Consider the following 20,440-nt stretch of genomic DNA (forward strand, 5'->3'; position numbering starts at 1 on the left):
AATTGGAATAACGTTCTACAATATAGAACAAGTGGGAGGAGAAGAATGGGTGAGCCCGCGGCTCTGCGCACGACGCGCTCCGGCGACGTAGGCGCTCGCACGTCGCCAAGCGGCCTCCCACGGGAGCGCGGCACGATCGGATCGAGCATCGCCGTCCGCGACGCCGTGAAGCGATACGGCAGCTTTCATGCGGTCGACCGGATCAGCATCGACATCGAGCCGGGTGAATTCATCACGCTCCTCGGCCCTTCCGGCAGCGGCAAGACGACGCTGCTCAACCTCGTGGCCGGATTCCAAAGCCTCGACAGCGGCGAAATCCTCGTCGACGGCAAGCCCGTCCACAACGTGCCCACGCACAAGCGCGGCTTCGGCATGGTCTTCCAGAGCTACGCGCTGTTTCCCAACATGACGGTGAGCCAGAACGTGGCGTTTCCGCTTCGCATGGCGGGCGTCGACCGGGCAACCACGGACCGACGCGTCGCCGAGACGTTGGAAATCATGCGCCTGACGGAGCATGCGGCGAAGTCCCCCTCGCAGATGTCGGGGGGACAGCAACAGCGCGTCGCGATCGCCCGCGCCATCGTCAGGAGGCCTAGGGTCGTGTTGATGGACGAACCACTCAGCGCCCTCGACAGGCGGTTGCGCGAGTCGATCCAGATCGAGATTCGCGACCTGCACCGGACCATCGGCAGCACGATCCTGTTCGTCACCCATGACCAGGGCGAAGCCCTGACCATGAGCGACCGCATCGCGGTGCTCAACGCCGGCAAGATCGTCCAGATCGGCCGCCCCCTGGACATCTATCGACATCCAACGGATCGCTTCGTCGCCTCGTTCGTCGGCGAGAGCAACCTGATCGAAGCGGAGATTCTACAGAAGCGCGGATCGACGCTGACGATGAAGAACCGCGCGGGATACGTGTTCAGCGCCGAAAGCCGGGACACGATCGACGTCGGGCGCGCAACCGTGCTGGTGCGTCCGGAACGCATTGCCGTATCGAACGAGCCGACCGCGAATTCCACCCCCGTCAGCGTCACGTCTGCCATTTTCCTGGGCGAGATCCTGCGGATCGAAGCTCACATGGAGGGCGGAGAGCCGCTCCTGATCCGGTGCACCGACATGGCGGACCGGCCCCTGCCCTCCGTCGGGGATCGTCTGCACGTGAGCTGGGGCGCCGCGGATTGCTGGGTGCTTGCATGAATTCGGCATCGATCGGCGTCCAGGCGGACCGTCCTGCGGAGCTTGATCTCGTCAGGAGGTTGAAGGATCCGGCGCTGCTGCTGCTGCCGGCGCTTGCCTTCCTGGCCTTCGTCTATCTCCTCCCGCTGATCGATCTGATCCGTATCAGCGTCAGCGGACCGTCGTGGTCGTCGTATTTCGCGCGGGTGTTCGCGATACCGCTCTATTGGGATTCGCTCGTCCGCACGATGCAGATCTCGGTGACCGTCGCGGGCCTGTGCCTGCTGTTCGGATATCCGACCGCGCTGCTCATTCACCGCAGTCGCGGCATTGCACAGGTCCTGATCGCGACCGCGATCGTGCTGCCCTATTTCATCGCCATCCTGATCCGGACCTACGCCTGGATGGTCCTGCTCGGTCGCAACGGGCCGGTCAACAAGCTGCTGGTCTCGATCGGCATATTGAGCGAGCCGGTGCAGCTGCTGTTCAATCGCGGCACGGTGCTTCTCGGCATGACCGCGGTGCTTCTGCCGCTGATGGTGCTGACGATCTATTCCAGCGTAGCGCGCCTCGACCAGAGCCTGACGCGCGCGGCGCTCGCCAGCGGCGCCGGGCCTCTTGCGGCGTTCTGGCGCGTGTTGCTTCCGCTGACCTTGCCCGGGATGGGCGCCGGCTTCCTGCTGGTCTTCGTCGCCGCGATCGGCTTCTTCATTACGCCGACCCTGCTCGGGGGGCCCGGTGACCAGATGTTTGCCATGCATATCACCCAGCAGGCGGACTCGGTCACGTCGGAGGGATTCTTGCAAGCCTTGGGCGTGGTGCTGCTGACGATCACGTTGGCGGTGGTCGCGGTGGCCGGACGTTTCCTCGGCTTCGAGTTCATCTGGGGCGGCCGCAAGCTGACGGAGGCCGCGCCAAGAGCCACCGACGGCTACACGGGCGATGTCGGCCGCCGCAGCTTCGGCGCCTCGGTTGCCGATTTCATCGGCTGGCCGCTCCTGCGGCTGTTCGGGCGGCTGCCGGCGAGCTGCGGGACCTGGACCGTGCGCCTCATGGGCGGCCTGGTCATTGCCATTCTCATCCTGCCCATCATCGTGGTGATGATCATCTCCTTCAGCAGCGCGAGCTATCTGACCTTCCCGCCGCCGGGCTTTTCATTGCGCTGGTACGAGCAGTTCTTTTCCGATTCGAACTGGATGCGGGCGTTCTGGACATCCCTGGTCGTCGCGGCGATGTCGGCCGCCATCGCGATCGCGCTGGGCGCCTCGGCTGCCCTCGGCATCGTCAGGAGCAACATTCGCGGCAAATCAGCCATCATGCTGCTTCTCGTAAGTCCGATCATCGTTCCCCCGGTCGTGCTCGGCCTGTCGCTCTACAGCCTGTTCCTGCGTTTCGATCTCGTCGGCTCCGTGTTCGGCCTTGCCGCCGCGCATGCGATCGGCGGTCTTCCCCTCGTCGTGGTGATCCTGTCCGCCTCGCTTCAAGGCGTCGATACCAGGCTCGAACAAGCCGCCGCCGTCCATGGCGCGTCATCCTTGACAGTGTTCCGCCTGGTGACGCTGCCGGCCATCATGCCGGGCCTTGCCGCGGCGACGTTCTTCGCCTTCCTGCATTCGTTCGACGAACTGGTGTTGACGCTGTTCCTGTCGAGCGCGGAGCTGAAGACGCTTCCGCTCATGCTGTGGGGCGACGTCAACTATCGGCTCAACCCGGTGCTGGCCGTGGTCTCGACGCTGGAGGTGCTGCTGGTGGTCGCCGGGCTCGCCCTTGCACGCCCCGTTCTCGCGACGTCGCGGAAGGCGACGTCACAATGATCGATTTCAACTGGAGGAAAGAGAAAATGCTGGGAATGAAACGCTGGCGGCTATCGGCTTCCGTATTGGCCTCGGCCCTGTTCGTCGCGATGGGAACGGGTCTGGCTCAAGCGCAGAGCAACGTCGTGATCATGCAGGATCCGGGCGGCGGTTATGGCGATGCATTGCGAAAGGTCATGTACGATCCATTCGAGAAGGAGACCGGCATCAAGGTCGTCACCGTCCAGGAAGCCCGTAGCGGCCCGCGCATCAAGGCTCAGGCCGAAGCCGGCAAGGCGCAATGGGACCTGACGTTCATCTTCGACCAGGAGACGAAGCTGCTCGGCGACTGCTGCCTGGCCGACATCGACTATTCCAAGCTATCGGACGGGGCGAAACAGACGCTGGCGGCGATGCCGGACAATTTAAAGCGCAAGAAGGGCGTGGCATTGCAGGTGATCGGCGTCGGCCTCGTCTACAACAAGGACAAGTACAAGGGCGAAAACGTACCGACGAGCTGGGCCGACTTCTGGGACGTGAAGAAATTCCCAGGCCGGCGCTGCATGCCGGCCTGGCCGCGTTTCGTGTTCGAAGCGGCGCTGATGGCCGACGGCGTGGAGAAGAGCAAGCTGTATCCGCTCGACATGGAGCGGGCGCTGAAGAAGGTCAAGGAGATCAAACCGCACATCGCCAAATGGTGGACGACGTCCGCCCAGCCGCCCCAACTCCTGCTCGACGGCGAGGCCGACATGTGCATGGCTTACACCGGCTCGATGAGCAAGCTCGCCCTGGAGGGCGCGCCGATCGACCTGACCTTCAACCAGGGCTTCGTCTACTACGACTTCTTCTCGATCCCCAAGGGCGCGCCGAACTACGACAACGCGCTCAAACTGCTGTCCTGGCGGCTCGAGCCCAAGCGCGCGGCGCAGCTCACCTCGACCTTCCCGGTCGCCCTCCCCTCCCGGGTCGTGTTCGAGGCCGCCACCGACAAGAAGCTCGCCCGCTACTGGGCCAACAACCCGGACAACATCTCGAAGGCGATCGAGTGGAGCCCGGATTACTGGGGCGGACCTTCGCCGGCCGGAAACTCCACCAACGAAGAATACGGGCAGGAGAAGCTCAACGCCTTGCTGGCTCAATAGGCAGGCTGATCCGCAGATGTCCCCGCTCCGCAAGGATCGGGGACATCCAATCCCCGGGACTATGGCCGACCGCCCGGCCGTGCTAGATCGGACGAAAGATCATTCTATTTCGGGAGACGGATGGACAAGGCTTTTATCAAGGGACTGCGCCTGCTGGAAACGCTTGCTCTGAGCGAGCAACCTCGCGGGGTGACGGACCTCGCGAGCGAGTTGAAGCTCACCAAGAGCAACGTGCATCGGCTGCTCATGACCTTGCAGTCCCAAGGCTATGTGCGTCAAATCCCCCCCCACAGCATGTATGAGCTCACGACCAAGATCTGGGCGCTGGGCAGCCACGTGATCCACCGGATGGACCTCATCAACGTCGCGCGACCGGCGATGATGAAACTCGCCGAGAGCACGGGCGAAACCATTCATCTTTCGGTGCTCGAGGACACCGAAGTCGTCTACGTCGACAAGATCGAAAGCGCTCACCATATTCGCGCCCACACCAGCGTGGGTATGCGTGCTCCCGCCTTCACCATGGCGACGGGAAAGGCGATGCTCGCACATATGCCGGATGACTACCTCGAACGGTTCCGGCCGCATCTCCGGCGGTACACCGAAGCGACGCGCACGACGATCAAGGAGCTGCGCGAAGACATCGAGCTGGCGCGCGCGCAGGGTTACTCCTCCGTGCTGCATGGCGAGTGGCGCGAGGGTATCGCGGCCTGCGCTTGCGCAATCCTCGGCCGCTCCGGCGAACTCGTCGGAGCGATCGGCATGTCCGGCCCCGACACCCGCATCAAGCGCAAGCAGATCAAGGAATATTCAGTTCACGTGATGGAGGCAGCCCGAACCATCGGCGCCGCCCTTGGCTATTCCAGGCCGGCGGCATACCCCGCCGTCAAAAGCCAATCGTCGGATCCTGCGCCTTCACATCCATCACGACGCGCCTCTTGATCTTGCCGTCACCGGATTCACCGCCCGCACGAGAGCGTCTAAATGGCTCCAAAATGCGTCTAGACATTCACACTCCGTAATTCCTGAGTGAGACGCTAGATGCTTGATTTCGTGAGGGGATTTATGGTGGGCGCGCCAGCATTCATCGCACGGTTATAATTTTCCATTGCCGACTGTGTTTTGGTTCGGAATCCCAGGGCCCGCCGCACCGTAGAATTCTTGAAGCCGAGCCCATTGTCTCAACGACCGCCGCCTTCCTGCGGGGCTGCCTTCGCCAAAATGAGCCCTAGCGGGCCACGCGGGGTATCAGCGGGATGCGGTTAGCAATAGCTAAGGTAGATGCCTCCGCGGTCTCAAGCGCGATCTTTTGCGCAAGCATGACGTCGCCTGGGACGAGCGCACCGGTGGGCGCGAAGCACCAGCCGATGCCCTCCTTGCCGTTCCGATCCAGCTCCCGGATATTTGCCGCGGTTCCGTAGCAAATCCGGTAGCGTTTGCCGCTGTCGGAACCGGTGACATCGAAGTATCTGGCCGCGTCGAATTGTTCGCGCTGTCCGGCGGAGAGCCAATCCCGCAGCAAGCGACGGCCGCGCGCTTCGGGCGTATTCTCCGCATGGACGGCGCGCAAAAGACTGCGAATCAGTTTCAGCCGCGGCTGAGCGCGCCCTTTGATAGGCCATCGCATCGCGGCATCTCAACCACCGACCAGGCGGGGAAAGAACACCGTCTCGTCCGCCTGCGGATCGAAGGCCGTCAACCGGCGCACATCGCCTGGGCGCATCCGCACCGCGGCCGTAAAGCCTGCCGCGACCAAAGTCTCGAAGCGGTGCCGCGCCTCGGCGCTTTCATGCGCGTCCGCAGGGTCGAAATGGTGACGCCTGTCACCTGAATGATCCATCACGATATGAGTTGCCATCGCAGAGATCCTCCTTGTGTTGACGCAACAAATCTAGTCCGGCAACCGCGTGAGCCGCGGCCGCCACACCCCGAGAACGATGTTGGCCATCGCGATGGCCAAAAACACCCAGAGCGCAGCACGGCGCGTCCCCAATTCGCCGGCGAGCGCGAGGGGATCGATTTCGCCGGCCAACGCTCGCGCGCTTTGCTCGGCCTCCTGCTGGAGCGGCCCGACCACGGAGACAAATCCCCATTCGAAAACGAGGACGCCCGTCGCAAGTTTGACCCATGCCCAGCCGGCGTTGTGAAACGCCCTGTTCACGGCGAGGGCCAACAGCCCGGCCACCAGAGTGAGCCCGAGCGACGGCATGAAGATCCAGGTCGCCACTGCACCCGTCGCGATGCTGAGCGGCGCGTATTGCGCGATCGCGCCCGGTGCGGGCGCGTGGCCGGCCATCACGAGAAAGCAGGCGACCGCGCCGACAAGGCCGATCGCTCCCAGCGTATGAAGAAACTTCATCAACTTCCGCATGATGGACCGTGGTTCGCAGAAACCTCGCCTATCGCACCATCGAGCAACTCCAAACGACCGGATCAGTCGTCCAGGGACCGCAAATCAAGCTGCCTTGGCGAGCCCGACCTCTGCCCAGATCTCTGCCAGCGCATTGACCAGATGCTCGATATCGGCATCGGTGTGATGCGGCGACGGCGTGATGCGCAGGCGCTCGGTGCCGCGCGGCACCGTCGGGTAGTTGATCGGCTGGACGTAGATGCCGTAGCGGTCGATCAGCACGTCGCTGATCTGCTTGCACAGCACGGGGTCGCAGACCATGACCGGCACGATGTGGCTAGGATTGTCCAGATGAGCAACGCCCGCCTCGTCGAGTCGCCTGCGCAGCCGCGCGACGCGGTCCTGATGCCGCTCGCGTTCCGCCGCGCTCGATTTCAGATGACGGATGCTGGTAAGCGCGCCGGCGGCGACGGCCGGCGGAAGTGACGTGGTAAAGATGAAGCCGGAAGCGAAGCTGCGGATGAAATCGCAGATCGTGGCCGATGCCGCGACGTAGCCGCCGATGACGCCGAACGCCTTTGCCAGGGTGCCCTCGATAACGGTCAGGCGATGGCTCACGCCCTCTCTATCGGCGATGCCGCCGCCCTTGGGTCCGTAGAGGCCGACACCATGGACCTCGTCGAGATAGGTCATGGCATTGTGCGCGTCCGCGACGTCGCAGAGATCAGCGATCGGCGCGATGTCGCCATCCATCGAGTAGACGGACTCGAAGGCCACCAGCTTCGGCGCATGCGGGTCTAGATCACCAAGCTTGCGCTCGAGATCGCGCGGGTCGTTGTGGGCGAAGATGCGCGTCTCACTGCGACTGTGCCGGATGCCCTCGATCATCGAGGCGTGATTGAGCTCGTCCGACAGGATCGTGCAGCCGGGCATCCGCGACGCCAGCGTGCTCAGCGACGCCATGTTGGAGACATAGCCGGACGTGAACAGGAGCGCCGACTCCTTGCCGTGCAGGTCGGCCAGCTCCTTCTCCAGCAGCACGTGGTAATGGTTGGTTCCGGCAATGTTGCGGGTGCCGCCGGCCCCGGCGCCGCAACTGTCGAGCGCCTTGTGCATCGCCTTCAGCACCGCGGGGTGCTGGCCCATGCCGAGATAATCGTTCGAGCACCAGACGGTGACTTCGCCGGCACCGCCCGGATGATGATGTTTTGCGCGGGGAAAGGCGCCTGCCTTGCGCTCGAGATCGGCAAATACGCGATAGCGGCCTTCGCGATGAAGACCTTCGAGTTGCCGGCGAAAATAGGCTTCGTAGTTCATGACGTCCTCCCCTTGATCGTTGCCGACGGCTCGTTGCTGATGGTCAGCGCTGTCGTCAGGCCATCTCTTGCTTGTTGCTCGCGGAAACTCTGGCGAAACTGGTCTTCGAGACGCTGCCGCGCACAGGCTGCCTGCGACAGCCTGGAAGGCGCCGCATCGGGGCGCACATCGGCGAGCACGACGAGATTGGGTGGCGCAGCGGCGGTCTTGGCATCTCGTTCCTGTTCCATGGTGGCGTCCTCCGGCGGAAAACCCGAGCGCATGCCCCATCCCCACAGCGTGATCGCCGGCAGCGGAAGCAGCATGAACCAATGCTCGACAAGGCCGAGCGCAAACAGCGTCGATACCAGCGTCAGGCCGACGACTTCGAAGGGCGTGACCGCGACTTCGACGATCCGCTGGATCATGATGACGAGGACCGAGGTCGCGAGCGTGACGGAGAGCGGAAAGAAGGCGCTGACCGGCTTCTTCGCGAAGAACGTCTTCAGGAATTTCACCGCATCCGGCATCAACTCGTCGTTGGTGACGGGAACACCGAGGAAGAGATTGATCTTGGCGGTTTGCCTGAGCACCCAGAGCGAGGCGAACGTCCAGAGACCGACCTGGTTGGCGCCGTTCCATGTCAGGGCGACGATGGCCACACCGCACGCGAGCAGCGCGAACTCATGATAGAGGATGGCCTGCAAGGCGAGGCCGAGGCGCGCCCGGCCAACCGCGCTCACAGGGCAGGGCTCCGGCCGCGGCCCGGTCAGCCATCCCGCCAGAAAGGCGATCTCCTGTGCGCCCCATAGCAGGATCGTGCAGGTGAAGGCCGTATAGGCGCCTCCGACGCTGGTATCGCCGGCGGTCAGCGCGAGACCGCCGAGCGCCCCAGGGAACAACCCAAGTGCCAGGAATGCTCGCGACAGTCCGAACCGTCCCGAGCGTCCCACGAGCAACAGCACGGCCCCGGTGCTGAACCACCATACAAAGGCAGCGTAAATGGGGGGGACCGTGTATGCGGCTATCAACGCCCTCTCCTCACCATGCCGGTTGCAGGCAGATCTCGCGCGGCAGCGTGTTTGGCTTCACCGGGATCAGGAACAGCCTTGCGAAAGCCAATGCAGCCTGGGCCGCGAGGCCTGCGCGCTTCACACGCGACCACAATCCGCCCTGCTCGCGCGCATCCGCCATCGCTTCCGAAATCAGCCGCAAGCGCTCGAGACCGACGAGGAAGCGCGGGTTCTCGATATCGATCGTGACCGGAAACACCTGCCTGGAAATCTCGGAAGTGATACGGAACACCCGCATATCGTATTCAGTGGGGTGCATGCCGAGCGCCTCGTGGAAGGCCGGTCGCATGTGATCGCGCACATACATGGTGGCGAACACGGCGAGCAGGAAGAACCGGATCCAGAGCTTGTTGAAGCCGCGCAGCAGCGAAGGATCGGCGCGCATCAACAGCGCAAAGGCCTCACCGTGGCGGAATTCGTCATTGCACCACAGTTCGAACCAGCGGAAGATCGGATGGAACTGCCGTTCGGGATGACGCTCCATCTGCCGGTAGATCGTGATGTAGCGGGCGTAGCCGATCTTCTCGGACAAATAGGTCGCGTAGAAGATGAACTTTGGACGGAAATAGGTGTACTTCTTCACCTTGGTGAGGAAGCTCAGGTCCACCCCGATGCCGTGGTCCTTCAGGATCTCGTTGATGAAGCCGGCGTGGCGGGCCTCGTCCCGGCTCATGAAGGCGAACAGCTCCTGGATGTCCTTGTTCTTGATCCGCTTCTTGATCTCCGCGTAAAGCACGCAGCCCGAGAACTCGGCGGTCAGCGACGAGACCAGGAAATCCTTGAACTCCTTGCGAAGCTCGGGCGGCAGCGATTCCAGGTCGTTCTTGAATTCGTCTGTCTTGACGAAATGCGCCTTGTTATGATCGGCGCGCAGTTCCTTGATGACCGCGTTCCATTCGGACCGCACCAGGCTGACATCGAGGCGATCCATCGCCTCGTAGTCGGTGGTGTAGAAGCGCGGGCTGAGGATGGTGTCCTCGCGCGCCTTGTCGAGACTTTCGCTGCTGCCCTTGATGCCGGGGCGCGTTTGCAGACTGCCGTGGGTGCCGCCTTCCATGTTGATCATGATGCCCTCCCGTCCGAGAAGCTGACTTCGTAGAGTTCGGTCAATTCCAGATAGCCCTCGATCCGCGCCCGGAGGCGATCGAGCGGGCCCGCGCGAACCACGGTCGCTGTCCGGCGCACGACAAGGCGCTCACCGAAGGCGACCCCCGTCGGCGCGTCATGGACCCTCACCTGGTCGCCGGGCTCGATCGCGATATCGCCGTCGAGCACGACATGGGCATGCAGCGTCTCCGAGGTCTGCTCGATCTCGACCGTGCAAGGCACGTCGAACCTCTTGGGAGACTTCGTCCAGAGCATCGTCATGATACGCCTCCCCTCAGCTTCAACAGCCGCGCAAAGGCCTCGGTGTTGGCCGATCCGAAAGCGTCGAGATCGATCTGCTTGCCGGTCGAGGTGTCCGTCAGCGTGATCTGGCCGTTGACGAAACGGGTCAGGCGAAATGGCGGCTGCCGGCCGATGTCGCCGAGCTTGCGTTCCCGCGCGAGCCCGCGCAGCACGACGCGGATGAAACCGTTGCTGCCTGGCGCCAGCGTATCCAACAATTGCCCATTGCCGGCGTCGTACACCAGCACCGCACCGTTCTTGCCGTCCTCAAACTGGAAATCACGGCTTTCGACAGCGGCCGGCAGCGTCATGTGGACGCCGCCCGTCCCCGTCAGTCGCGCCGTCGTCACCGTCGCGAGCGAAAACAGGACAAGAGCGGCCGCCGCGATGATGCCGCCTTTGGGAACGACCGATTCCTGGATGGCCTGGCTCATGAGCGTTCTCCGTTCAGGCGGCCGCGGTCGACGGCGAATTGGCCGTTGCGCCCGAGAGCAGGTTGCGGTTGGCGGTTGCCGACAGCGCGACTGCCGCCGGGGCGGGCTGGCCGCCCAATGCCTCGGAGAGCTTGGCCGCAACGATCGCGGCATCCGGCAACGCGCATAGCATCGGCTCGGGCTCGCGCAGCCGCCACGGGCGGATGTGCGGCCACAGCAGCAGGTACGAGACGCGCTTGCTGTCGGACACACCGAGCGGAATGTCGCCCGAGCCGTCGTGATGCTTCTTCAGAGCCGCGTTGGTGATCTTGCTCAACGGAATGTTCATGGTCATCGGAAGTGCGACGCCGAACTGGAACAGAATCCGTTTGCTGGTGAGCGTGTAGCAGGCCGCACGGCGGAACAACCACGCGAGGCCGGCCAGCACGGCGATGGCGCTGATCGCCGGAGCGATCAGCCACAGCGCCGAAATGACGATATCGCTTGGCTGCATGCCGTGCGACCAGTTCGACCACAGCCGCCACGCCAGCAAGAGGCCGAAATAGATCGCGACCTCACGGATGTGGAACGACCGCAGCGCCAGCCCCTTGAAGCTCGGCTTGCCTTGCCAGATCACACGCTCGCCGACCGGCAGGGGCGTTGGGAGCTCCTTGAACTCCGACGTCTTGAATTGTTGATGATCCTGTTTCACAGCAGCGGCTCCTGTCGTGCCGGCGTGGCGTAGAGCGTGCCTGCGCCGAAATATCCGACGATGCGATCTTCCTCGAGCTTGGTCACCTGATCCAAACTCTTCGTCGCGGGCACGTCGGCAAACTGGCTGCCGAGGATGGCATCGACCCAGACCCGACGGCGGCCGCCGTCGATCTTGGCGAACGGCATCGGCAGCAGCACGCGCCGCGCGCCGCCGATGAGGGGGACCTCGACTTCGAGATAGCGGATCAGGGCCTCGGCACGATCGACCCAGACGTCGGTGACGATGCCGCCAGGCTCGCTGTCTGCGCCGTTCACCCGCATGCCGCGCGGATCGGGGTCGCGGGCTTCGAGATAAGTGCCTTCGGCAAGCCGAAGCGGAACGATGCAGGGGATGTTTTCCATCGTCAGTTCGGGAACGTCTTCGCGATTGGCATAGGACCCGGGCCCGACGCCATCGAGCATCGGATTGCCGGTCGGCTCCGCCGGCGCGCCCGGCCAGACAGCGATCGGCGCCAGCGCGACGTTGGGGCGATCGTTCTTGTGGTTCGGGAGCGTCGCGACGTGCCCGTCACGCAAGAGATAGGTCTTGGGATCGGGCATGTGCGGAAAGCCATGCGCGACGCCGCCGTTGATCCCCGTCGACTCGAGTGGATAACCTTCGCGCTTGTCTTCGCGGCGAAGATAGAAGATCAGGCCAGCGAAGAATATCCAGAAGACGTAAAGCGTGACCTGTGCCAGGTCCATATACGCGTCGGGCTGCATGGGCGACCTCCCTCTCGTTGACTAGCCTGGGAATTCTGCCAGGCCGAACTTTGTGGACGGCTGCGAGAACCCTGTTCGTGCTGTGCGCACGAGCGGGCCGATCGCAACCAGAGTGGCGAACAACAAGGCAATTTCGATGTGGTACACGACGCTGTAGCCGGTCGACGGACCCGTCAGCGCGCGACCGAGAGCACCGCTCGAGGCCAGAGACGTCACGGCATCGCGGATGCCGGCGCCGAGCGCGATGCCGCCGCCAGCCGCGGTCGCCTGCACTGCGCCCCACGTGCCCAGTGCCAATCCGCTTTCACCGTCCCGCGCCAGCGCCATCGCAGCGGTCAGCGTTCCCGCCGCAAAAAGCCCGCCACCGAAACCGATCAGCGCGGTGCCGATCCGAAACAGCAGCACCGAGCCCAACGGCGCGGCGAAGATGACCGCCGCAAACGCGAACACGCCCGCGACCGCGCCGAAGCCAGCGATGCGATAGGGATCGGCGTTGCGTCCCAGCGTCCTTGCGGCCAGGCCAAATCCGGCCAGCGTTCCGAGCGCGAAGAATGCCGTGAGCGCCGTGGTCTGGCCCACGGTCAGCTTGAGGATCTCGGCGCCATAGGGCTCGAGCAAAATATCCTGCATCGAGAATGCCGAGGTGCCGAGCGCCACGGCGACGAGGACGCGGACCGAGCCACCGGCGTTGCGGAACCTTGCCCAGGAGTGCTGGAATTCGGGGCGCTCGCGCGCAGCTGACGTCAGCGCCGGATTGCGCGCTTCCTGCTTCCACAAGGCGGCAATGTTGAGCAGCAATTGGGTGACGGCGACGCCCTGGATCACCTGGATCAGGCGTATCTCGTTGAAGTTGCGCAAGAGCTCGCTGAAGATCAGCGCGCTGCCGGCCATTCCGAACAGCAACATGACGTAGAGGAAGGCCACCACGCGCGGCCGCGCATCAGCCGGCGCCAAGTCGGTGGCGAGTGCGAGGCCCGCCGCCTGCGCCGTGTGCATGCCGGCGCCGACCAGCAGGAAGGCGAGCGCCGCGCCGAATTGTCCATAGACTGCGGGATACTCGCCGGTGCCCGACAGCACCAGCAGCGCAAACGGCAGGATGGCGAAGCCGCCGAACTGGATCAGCGTTCCCATCCAGATATAGGGGACCCTACGCCAGCCCAGCACCGAGCGATGATTGTCGGACTTGAAGCCGATCAACACCCTGAACGGCGCGAACACCAGCGGGATCGACACCATCAGCGAGACCAAAAGCGTGGAGACGCCGAGCTCGACGATCATCACGCGATTGAGCGTGCCGTTCAGTAGCACGATCGAAATGCCCGTCGACACCTGGAACAGCGACAGACGCAGCAGCCGCGCGAGTGGAAGCTCCGTCGTTGCCGCGTCGGCAAAGGGAAGGAAGCGGGTTCCGAGCCGCATCCAGCCTTTTGCCAATGTCGACGAAATCCGCGTCATCGGGGCGTCATCTCCAAAGCTTGCGACTTGTAGAAACCGGAGGCGACGCGATGGCTACGGCCGAGCTGCCATCGCTCGAGCCCTTCCTCCGACATCAGCAACCGCCGCAATTTCTGCTCACCCACCGGCTCGATCGCCGGTGCGCGATCTCCGCGCGGGAAAAGCCGGCCGACTGCGTGCATCACGGCCAGCGCCGGCGTTTTCGGCGCGAATGTCACCAGCAGGGCTTCGGAAGTCCGGTTCGCCAGGCCGGCCATGATCCGGCAGGTGTCCGCCGGGCGATAGTGGATCAGCGAATCCATCGCGACCACGAAGTCGAATTTGCCGAGCTTTGGATCGAGCATGTCGCCGGACCGGAATTCGATGGTTGTGGCGTCGAGGTCCGACGGCAGCCGCTCGCGCGCCACCGATACCAGCGTCGGCGACAGATCGATCGCAACCACGCAGGCGCCACGCCGGGCGGCTTCGATCGACAAGGCCCCCGTGCCGCAGCCGGCGTCGAGCAATCGTGCGCCGCTCATGTTCTGCGGCAGCCAGGACAGCAGCGTGTTGCGCATCTCGTCGCGACCGGCACGGACGGTGGCCCTGATGCGGCCGACCGGCGCATCCGACGTCAGTTTGGCCCAGGCATCGACCGCGGTCCGGTCGAAATAGGTCTCAAGCTCACCGCGCCGTTCGAGATAGGTTGCAATCGACATCAATCGAACCCCAACAGATCGAAGATTTCACGGTCTTTCAACGATTTTCCAGGCAACGGCTCGATCGTTCCGGCCCAGAGCTCGGCGGCGAGCCGCATGTATTCGTCCGTGACGGCCTTTAATTCAGGCGTCTCGTCCATTTCGAACAGCGTTGACTTCTTCAGGCGGCTTTTGCGGATGACGTCGAGATCGGGGAAATGAGCGACCCGCCTCAACCCGGCCTGCTCGCTGTAGCGATCGATCTGATCGGTATCCTTGCTGCGGTTGGCGATCACGCCGCCGAGCCGGACTCCGTAGTTTCTCGACTTGGCCTCGATCGCGGCCACGATGCGGTTCATCGCGAAGATGGAGTCGAAATCATTCGCCGCAACGATCAACGCACGGTCGGAGTGCTGCAAGGGCGCAGCGAAGCCGCCGCAGACGACGTCGCCAAGCACGTCGAAGATCACCACGTCGGTGTCTTCGAGCAGATGGTGTTCCTTCAAGAGTTTCACGGTCTGGCCCACGACGTAACCGCCGCAGCCGGTGCCTGCCGGAGGCCCACCGGCCTCCAGGCACATCACGCCATTGTAGCCTTCGAACACGAAATCCTCAGGGCGAAGTTCCTCGGCGTGGAAGTTCACGGATTCCAGCACGTCGATTACGGTCGGGACCAGGCGCTTGGTCAGGGTGAAGGTCGAGTCGTGCTTGGGGTCGCAGCCGATCTGAAGGACGCGCTTGCCGAGCTTCGAGAACGCGACCGACAGGTTCGACGACGTCGTGCTCTTGCCGATACCGCCCTTGCCGTAGACCGAGAAAACCTTTGCGGTGCCGATCTTGAGCTTCGGATCGAGCTGAACCTGCACGCTGCCCTCGCCGTCGCCGCAGCAGGACGGGCTCTTGAGCGACGATGGTTTGGTTTGGATGTTCATGCGGCAACTCCCACGCCTTCGAGGCGGTCTTCGAGCTCTTCGCCTGCCCTGCGCAGGACATCGAGCATCTCCGGATCGGGCGACCAGTATTTGCGTTCGTGCGCCTCGATCAGCCGGTTCGCGACTTTCGCGGAGGCCACGGGATTGAGCGACGCCAGGCGCTCGCGCATTTGGGGATCGAGCATGAAGGTCTCGGTGAGCTGCCGGTAGACCCAGGGCGACACCTCGCCAGTCGTCGCCGACCAGCCCATGGTGTTGGTGACGTGCTCTTCGATCTGGCGAACGCCCTCATAGCCATGCTTGAGCATGCCCTCGTACCATTTCGGATTGAGCATCCGGGTCCGGGTCTCCAGCGCGACCTGCTCCGACAGCGTCCGGACCGTTCCCGCGCCGCGGGTCTGGTCGCCGATATAGACCGGCGCCGACTGGCCGCCTTTGGCCATTCGCACGGCACGGCTGATGCCGCCGAGCGTGTCGAAATAGTGATCGACCGTGGTGACGCCGAGTTCGACCGAGTCGAGATTTTGATAAGCGAGATCGACGGTGGCGAGCGCATTCTTCAACAGTGCCGTCTGCTGCACTGGCTGCCCTTTCAGGCCGTAGGCAAAACTCTTGCGGCGGGTGTAGGTCTCGGCCAGTTCGTCCTCGTTGTCCCAGCGGCCGTTCTCGACGAGATGGTTGACGTTCGAGCCGTAGGCGCCGTCGGCATTGCCGAACACGCGCAAGGACGCGGTCTCGAGGTCGCAATGATTCGCGGCCTGGTAGGCGAGTGCGTGCTTGCGAACGAAATTCTGTTCGACCGGCTCGTCGGCGGACGCGGCCAGGAAGCAGGCTTCGGCCAGCAGCTTGATCTGCAACGGCAGCAGGTCGCGGAAGATGCCGGACATGGTGATGACGACGTCGATCCGCGGCCGGTTGAGCTGATCGAGCGGGATCAATTCGGCACCGGTCAGGCGACCATAGCCGTCGAAGCGCGGCCTTGCGCCGAGCAAGGCCAGCGCCTGCCCGATCGGCGCGCCCTCGTTCTTGAGGTTATCGGTGCCCCAGAGCACGATCGCGACCGATTCCGGAATCCCGTGGCCTTCGCCGGCATGCTTGTCGATCAGCCGCTGCGCCTGGTGTGCGCCGTCCCGCACCGCAAACGCGCTGGGAATCCGGAACGGATCGAAGCCGTGGAGATTGCGCCCCGTCGGCAGGATCGCCGGCGTGCGCAGGAGATCGCCGCCTGGTGCCGGGCGAATGAACTTGCCGTCCAGGGCATGCAGGATCGCGGGCAATTCGTGATCCTGCTTAAGGATGCGATCGATGCCGGCCAATTCCATGTAGAGCGTGAGCGCGGCCTCATCCTTCGCGGCCAATGCTTCGGGCGCCTCGCCCTTCACCAGCGCTTCGAGGATCGATTTGTCCGGCCGCGCGCCGTGCGAGGCATCGGCAACCGCCTGCAGCATTTCGACCCGCTGTTCAGACGACGGCATCTCGCCGACGACGTGCAGGCCATGCGGGATCAGGGTGTATTCGAGTTCGAGCACGGCTTCCGACAATTTCCCGACCGCTGTAACCGGATCGATCCAGGCGGGAGCCGCCTCGGCCAGTTCCAGCGCACTGGCCTGGGCCTGGATCAATGTCGCGAGATCGCCGCGCTCCGCATCATCATCCGGAGCAAGTCCACGCCAACGCCCGATCGAGGCCTTCAACTCGACCAGACCCTTGTAGAGTCCGGCATGGGCGACCGGCGGCGTCAGATAGCTGATCAGCGTTGCGGCCGAGCGACGCTTGGCGATCGTGCCCTCGGACGGATTGTTCGAGGCATAGAGATAAAGGTTCGGCAGGTCGCCGATCATCCGGTCGGGCCAGCACGCGCCCGAAAGACCAGCCTGCTTGCCTGGCATGAATTCGAGCGCGCCGTGGGTTCCGAAATGCAAGACCGCACCCGCGCCGAAATCCTCGCGGAGCCAGCGATAGAAGGCCGAGAAGGCATGCGTCGGCGCAAACCCCTTCTCGAACAACAGCCGCATCGGATCGCCCTCGTATCCGAACGCAGGCTGGATCCCGACGAAGACGTTGCCGAAGCGCTCACCCAGCACGAAGATCGAGCTGCCATCGCTCTGCTGCCTGCCGGGAGCCGGGCCCCATTGCGCCTCGATCTGGCGCAACCATTTTTCGTTCCGAACGTGATCACCGGCCGGAATTCTGGCGTGGACATTGGCATCCGCGCCGAAGCGGGCGGCGTTACCGACCACGATGCGCTCACGCAAGGCGTCGGCGCTTTCGGGCACCTCGACCTGATAGCCTTCGCGCTTCATTGCCGAGAGCGTGCGATGAAGCGATTCGAACACCGACAGAAATGCCGCGGTGCCGGTGTTGCCGGCATTCGGCGGGAAATTGAACAGCACGATCGCGACTTTGCGATCCCAGCGCTCCGAACGGCGCGTCGCGACCAGGCGAGCGGTGCGCGCCGCCAGCATGTCGGCGCGTTCGCTGCACACATGCATTTCGCCGCCGGTCTCGGCGGGTGCGAAAATGCAGGCGCGCTCGCAGCCCGTGCAGGGAGCACCTGCGCCGTCGGAGCGACCGCCATAGACCAGCGGCCCCGACGCGCCGTCAAGTTCGGGGATCGCCACCATAATGGTGCTCTCCACCGGCATCAGACCGCGATCCGAAGCCCCCCACTGCTCGAGCGTTTGGAATTCGACGGGATGCGCCGACAGATAGGGGACGTCGAGCTTGGCGAGAATATCTTCGGCCGCCCGGGAGTCGTTATAGGCGGGGCCGCCGACCAGCGAGAAGCCGGTGAGCGAGACGACGGCATCCACCGCGCTGCGGCCATCTTTCATAAAAAAGCGCTCGATCGCCGGCCGCTGATCGAGGCCGCTGGCGAAGGCAGGTATCACGCGCAGCCCCTTCGCCTCGAATGCGGCAATGACGCCGTCATAGTGACCGGAATTCCCTGCGAGCAGATAGGAGCGCAACAACAGGAGGCCAACGGTGCCGCGCTCGCCGGCCGGGACAGGCAGGTGATCTGCGATATCGGCGATGCACCCCTTGAGGCGGGGGTGGTAGACACCGATGTCGGCATAGTCGACCGGCGGCTCGGCCTTGACGATGCCGCGCAGGGCGCGGCGCGGTCCATCGGCGTAACGGTCCACCAGCAGACGGATCATGTTGGCGATGTTCTGCTCTGAGCCGGCCAGCCAGTATTGCAGCGTCAGGAAATACGCGCGCATATCCTGTGCGGTGCCTGGGATGAAGCGCAGCAACTTCGGCAGCTGGCGCAGCATCTTCATCTCGCCCTTGCCGCCGGGGCTGCCCTTGCGATTGCCGCGCAGCTTCTTCAGCCATGCGATGGCGCCGAGCGCCTCGCCGCTCATGTCGAACTTTCCAACGCGCGTCAGCTTGACGATCTCGGCCGCCGACATACAGCATATCATCGCGTCGCAATGACTGCGCCGGGCAACAAGTGCCGGCATCACGAGGCGAACATGGTCGTCGAGAAACAGCATGGTGGCGATCACGATGTCGCCGTGGGCGATGTCGGCCCTGCAACGATCGAGCGCAGCGTTGTCGGTGCCCCATTCGTCCGCGGAATGGACCGCAAGCGTCAGCCCGGGAAATTGTCCCTTCAACAGCCTCTCGGCCCGCGCAGCCGCGCCGGACAGATGACTGTCCATGGTCACGACGACGACCCTCAAAGGCGTCGCATCAACGGGCGTAATGCGCTTTGGCATCGTAGAGCGTCTCGATGGTTATGGTGGCAACGCCGTTTTCATTGGCGAAACGTTCGGTATTGCGGCGCGCCTTGCCACGAACGAAGAACGGAATTTTGTGCAACTCTTTCTCGGCGTCGGCTGCCCAAACGGCCGCGATGTTCGACTCACTGACGGATACCTGAACCGGCCGATCAGCAACGGGCGATGAATGACCCGCGCCCAGATGCGACGGTACCGTGCCGTCCTTGAATTCGAAATCATCCTTGAACATTGCCAGCAGGTGTTCCTCGAGGCCCATCATCAGCGGATGCACCCAGGTGTCGAAGATGACGTTGGCGCCCTCAAAACCCATCTGCGGTGCGTAGCGTGCGGGAAAATCCTGCACATGCACCGGCGCCGAGATCACGGCGCATGGAATGCCGAGACGCTTGGCGATGTGCCGCTCCATCTGCGTCCCCAGCACCAACTCGGGCTGTAGTTCCGCGATCTTCGCCTCGACCTCTAGATAGTCGTCAGTGATCAGCGGTTCGACGTCATATCGTTTCGCTGCGTCGCGGATCTCGCGGCCGAATTCGCGGCTGTAGGTGCCGAGGCCAACGACCATGAAGCCGAGTTCGTCGGATGCAATGCGGGCAGCGGCAACCGCGTGGGTGGCGTCGCCAAAAATGAAGACGCGCTTGCCAGTGAGATAGGTCGAATCGACTGAGCGCGAGTACCACGGCAGCCGGGTGGAGGCCGAGGCCAGCGTCGCCGACGCATCGACACCAGCGAGCCTTGCGACCTCTTCGACGAATTCGCGGGTGGCCGACACGCCGATCGGGACGGTCTTAGTGAAGGGCTGTCCAAACGTCCGTTGCAGCCAGGACGCAGTCTGGCCCGCGATTTCGGGATACAGCACGACGTTAAAGTCGGCCTCGCCAAGTCCTGCGATATCGGCCGGGGTCGCCCCCATCGGCGCTGTGACGTTCACGTCAATGCCAAGCTTTGCCAGCAGCGAGGTGATCTCGACGATATCGTCGCGATGGCGGAAACCGAGAGCGGTTGGGCCGAGCAGATTGCAGCGAGGACGGACTCCCGCAGCACGCTGGGGACGCGGTCTTCCGGGTGCCGGCGCTGACGGCCCGGCGAGCGTGCGCACCAATTGATAGAACGTTTCGGCCGCGCCCCAGTTTTCCTTGCGCTGATAGGCCGGCAGATCGACGGCCACGACGGGGATCGGGAGATCGAGCGCACGCGCTAGACCGCCCGGGTCGTCCTGGATCAGCGACCCCGTGCAGGACGCGCCGACGAGCATCGCCTGCGGCTGGAAACGATCATAGGCATTCTGGGCCGCGGACTTGAACAGATCGGCGGTGTCACCGCCGAGATCCCGGGCGGAGAATGTTGTGTACGTCACGGGCGGGCGCCGGTCGCGGCGTTCGATCATCGTGAACAGCAGATCCGCGTAGGTGTCGCCCTGCGGGGCGTGCAGGACGTAATGCAGGCCGTCCATTCCCGTCGCGACACGCATCGCGCCGACATGGGGAGGTCCTTCATAGGTCCACACCGTGAGCTGCAT

General features: G+C 63.9%; 19 protein-coding genes. 4 read left to right on the forward strand and 15 right to left on the reverse strand.

The features are described 5' to 3' along the window. The first annotated feature begins 45 nt into the window (after nt 1-45). The 4 genes from CIT40_RS25515 to CIT40_RS25530 all read left to right on the forward strand — a co-directional run bounded on the left by CIT40_RS25515 (nt 46) and on the right by CIT40_RS25530 (nt 5,056). Nucleotides 46-1,200: an ABC transporter ATP-binding protein gene (locus CIT40_RS25515; protein ID WP_094891150.1), complete on the forward strand. Its 1,155-nt coding sequence runs from the start codon at nt 46-48 to the stop codon at nt 1,198-1,200. Beyond that, nucleotides 1,197-2,993, forward strand: a complete 1,797-nt coding sequence (locus tag CIT40_RS25520; RefSeq protein WP_094891149.1) for an ABC transporter permease subunit — start codon at nt 1,197-1,199, stop codon at nt 2,991-2,993. The genes CIT40_RS25515 and CIT40_RS25520 overlap by 4 nt, the downstream gene beginning before the upstream one ends. Before the next feature lie 26 nt (nt 2,994-3,019). Then, nucleotides 3,020-4,114, forward strand: a complete 1,095-nt coding sequence (locus CIT40_RS25525; protein WP_094891591.1) for an extracellular solute-binding protein — start codon at nt 3,020-3,022, stop codon at nt 4,112-4,114. A 120-nt stretch (nt 4,115-4,234) separates the two neighbouring features. Further along, nucleotides 4,235-5,056 carry an IclR family transcriptional regulator gene (locus CIT40_RS25530; RefSeq protein ID WP_094891148.1) on the forward strand — a complete coding sequence of 274 codons (822 nt, stop codon included), beginning with the start codon at nt 4,235-4,237 and terminating at the stop codon, nt 5,054-5,056. A gap of 286 nt (nt 5,057-5,342) precedes the next feature. Here the strand turns inward: CIT40_RS25530 and CIT40_RS25535 are convergent, their stop codons facing one another. From CIT40_RS25535 to bchB, 15 genes are all read right to left on the reverse strand, one after another. Beyond that, a complete protein-coding gene (locus tag CIT40_RS25535; protein ID WP_094891147.1) occupies nt 5,343-5,741 on the reverse strand; it encodes a hypothetical protein in 399 nt (132 codons plus the stop codon). Nucleotides 5,742-5,750: 9 nt separating this feature from the next. Then, complete coding sequence (locus tag CIT40_RS25540) at nt 5,751-5,972, reverse strand: hypothetical protein (RefSeq protein ID WP_094891146.1); 222 nt, start codon at nt 5,970-5,972, stop codon at nt 5,751-5,753. Nucleotides 5,973-6,005: 33 nt separating this feature from the next. Next, nucleotides 6,006-6,485, reverse strand: a complete 480-nt coding sequence (locus CIT40_RS25545; protein ID WP_094891145.1) for a hypothetical protein — start codon at nt 6,483-6,485, stop codon at nt 6,006-6,008. 84 nt (nt 6,486-6,569) lie between these two features. Beyond that, entirely contained in the window at nt 6,570-7,781 is a 1,212-nt protein-coding gene (gene hemA, locus CIT40_RS25550) for a 5-aminolevulinate synthase (RefSeq protein ID WP_094891144.1), read from the reverse strand. Further along, complete coding sequence (puhE, locus tag CIT40_RS25555; RefSeq protein WP_094891589.1) at nt 7,778-8,788, reverse strand: putative photosynthetic complex assembly protein PuhE; 1,011 nt, start codon at nt 8,786-8,788, stop codon at nt 7,778-7,780. Before puhE ends, hemA begins: the two co-directional genes overlap by 4 nt. A gap of 13 nt (nt 8,789-8,801) precedes the next feature. After that, on the reverse strand, nt 8,802-9,899 hold the full coding sequence (gene acsF, locus CIT40_RS25560; protein WP_094891143.1) for a magnesium-protoporphyrin IX monomethyl ester (oxidative) cyclase: 1,098 nt from the start codon (nt 9,897-9,899) through the stop codon (nt 8,802-8,804). Then, nucleotides 9,896-10,201 carry a hypothetical protein gene (locus CIT40_RS25565; RefSeq protein ID WP_094891142.1) on the reverse strand — a complete coding sequence of 102 codons (306 nt, stop codon included), beginning with the start codon at nt 10,199-10,201 and terminating at the stop codon, nt 9,896-9,898. The genes acsF and CIT40_RS25565 overlap by 4 nt, the downstream gene beginning before the upstream one ends. After that, on the reverse strand, nt 10,198-10,656 hold the full coding sequence (puhC, locus tag CIT40_RS25570) for a photosynthetic complex assembly protein PuhC (protein WP_094891141.1): 459 nt from the start codon (nt 10,654-10,656) through the stop codon (nt 10,198-10,200). The genes CIT40_RS25565 and puhC overlap by 4 nt, the downstream gene beginning before the upstream one ends. Before the next feature lie 13 nt (nt 10,657-10,669). Further along, the gene (gene puhB / locus CIT40_RS25575) at nt 10,670-11,347 is read right to left on the reverse strand and encodes a photosynthetic complex putative assembly protein PuhB (RefSeq protein ID WP_094891140.1); all 678 of its coding nucleotides are present in this window, start codon (nt 11,345-11,347) and stop codon (nt 10,670-10,672) included. Then, nucleotides 11,344-12,111, reverse strand: coding sequence for a photosynthetic reaction center subunit H (gene puhA, locus CIT40_RS25580; RefSeq protein WP_094891139.1), 768 nt, complete (start codon nt 12,109-12,111; stop codon nt 11,344-11,346). Before puhA ends, puhB begins: the two co-directional genes overlap by 4 nt. A gap of 21 nt (nt 12,112-12,132) precedes the next feature. Next, on the reverse strand, nt 12,133-13,566 hold the full coding sequence (locus CIT40_RS25585) for an MFS transporter (protein WP_094891138.1): 1,434 nt from the start codon (nt 13,564-13,566) through the stop codon (nt 12,133-12,135). Further along, complete coding sequence (bchM, locus tag CIT40_RS25590) at nt 13,563-14,264, reverse strand: magnesium protoporphyrin IX methyltransferase (RefSeq protein ID WP_094891137.1); 702 nt, start codon at nt 14,262-14,264, stop codon at nt 13,563-13,565. The genes CIT40_RS25585 and bchM overlap by 4 nt, the downstream gene beginning before the upstream one ends. Next, nucleotides 14,264-15,175, reverse strand: a complete 912-nt coding sequence (gene bchL / locus CIT40_RS25595; RefSeq protein WP_094891136.1) for a ferredoxin:protochlorophyllide reductase (ATP-dependent) iron-sulfur ATP-binding protein — start codon at nt 15,173-15,175, stop codon at nt 14,264-14,266. Before bchL ends, bchM begins: the two co-directional genes overlap by 1 nt. Continuing rightward, nucleotides 15,172-18,900 (reverse strand): magnesium chelatase subunit H, encoded by a 3,729-nt coding sequence (locus tag CIT40_RS25600; protein ID WP_094891135.1) that lies wholly within the window; start codon nt 18,898-18,900, stop codon nt 15,172-15,174. The genes bchL and CIT40_RS25600 overlap by 4 nt, the downstream gene beginning before the upstream one ends. After that, nucleotides 18,875-20,440 (reverse strand): ferredoxin:protochlorophyllide reductase (ATP-dependent) subunit B, encoded by a 1,566-nt coding sequence (gene bchB, locus CIT40_RS25605; RefSeq protein ID WP_094891134.1) that lies wholly within the window; start codon nt 20,438-20,440, stop codon nt 18,875-18,877. The genes CIT40_RS25600 and bchB overlap by 26 nt, the downstream gene beginning before the upstream one ends.

The organism is Bradyrhizobium amphicarpaeae (assembly GCF_002266435.3).
Lineage (GTDB): Bacteria > Pseudomonadota > Alphaproteobacteria > Rhizobiales > Xanthobacteraceae > Bradyrhizobium > Bradyrhizobium amphicarpaeae.